This window comes from Klebsiella sp. SWET4 (genome assembly GCF_024296565.1).
Taxonomy (GTDB): Bacteria; Pseudomonadota; Gammaproteobacteria; order Enterobacterales; family Enterobacteriaceae; genus Klebsiella; species Klebsiella variicola.
In genome coordinates, this window is sequence record NZ_JANCOB010000058.1 from 1 (window position 1) to 1,109 (window position 1,109).

At 66.8% G+C, this 1,109-nt stretch carries 2 protein-coding genes; both read right to left on the reverse strand.

Annotated features, from left to right (window positions below; all coding sequences use genetic code 11):
- A partial coding sequence (locus NKJ21_RS27495; protein ID WP_375294013.1) for an Lrp/AsnC family transcriptional regulator occupies positions 1-205 on the reverse strand: 205 nt, incomplete at its 3' end.
- Between the two features lie 37 nt (positions 206-242).
- Positions 243-848, reverse strand: coding sequence for a hypothetical protein (locus NKJ21_RS27500; protein WP_254733468.1), 606 nt, complete (start codon positions 846-848; stop codon positions 243-245).
- Positions 849-1,109 lie beyond the last annotated feature (261 nt).

Consider the following 1,109-nt stretch of genomic DNA (forward strand, 5'->3'; position numbering starts at 1 on the left):
CCAGCAGCGCCACATAGCCGCTGATCAGCCCCGAGGCCTCCAGTTGCTTGACCCGCCGCAGGCAGGGGCTGGGCGACAGGCCGACCCGCTCGGCCAGATCGACGTTCGAGATCTTGCCGTCCTCCTGCAGGATCTGGAGGATCTTCCGATCGGCGCGGGTGAGTTTCATCGGAGCGGCTTCAGACGTGACCAGGATGTCGCGCATCTAGCATGGCGCCGCGCCAACGCGAGGCGGCTACGGGCTATTTCTTTTTGCAGCCCTCATAGGCCTCGTCATAGCTGCGGCCGAAGCACGCCAGCATGTGGTCCAGGACATTGAGGTTCATCGGCCACTTCATCTCGGCGCCGAACTTCTTGCGAAAGTCAGCCGCCAGCTGGGGCCAATCTTTCGGCGCCGGGACGGCCGCCAGACGATCCCGCGCGGCCTGGAGCGCGGCCCGGTCGTTGTCCAGGAACGCCACCGAGCCAATCGCGTATTCCGCGAAGGCATTCGCATACGCGTCGGGGGCGCTCGGATTGACGCCGGCCAGCAGAAGCGGCTTGGAGCGAGCGCGCTGATCCAGCGAGGCCCGCTCTTGCCCCTCGTGCCAGTAGTTCAAATGAAGCTCGGCTGGCGTCAGCGTCCCCCAGTGCGCCTTCCGATAGGTTTCGAGCAGGTCGGCCGCCGCCGCCCGGCATCCAGGCCTGGAAGACAGTGCGCGCCAGCCGCCTTCAACGTCCTGATCGAAGGCGTCCGGCGTCAAGGTCAGCATCGCCGCGCGGTCATAGGCGCAGGGATCCGGAGACGATGGGGCGGCGGTCGGCGCGGCTTGGGCGAGAACGGCGACCAAGGCGAGTGTGGCGAACACGCGAAACTCCTCCGCACGCGGGGGTCGCCCGCGCTGCAACGCGCCCGCCCGACGCGAGCGCCGCAGCTTGGCCGGACAACGCCAGGGTTGCAAGCCGACGCGCAAAGCAAATCGCCCCGGAGTTTCCTCCGGGGCGTTTCGGGTCACTTGTGACTTGCGCCGTCGGGATCCACCCCACCGTAGGCCGGGTACGCCGAGCTATCAGGACCCAGCTAGATCATTCGGTTTGTATGCCTGAAGAAGCCATAGAGGGAGCGCGTC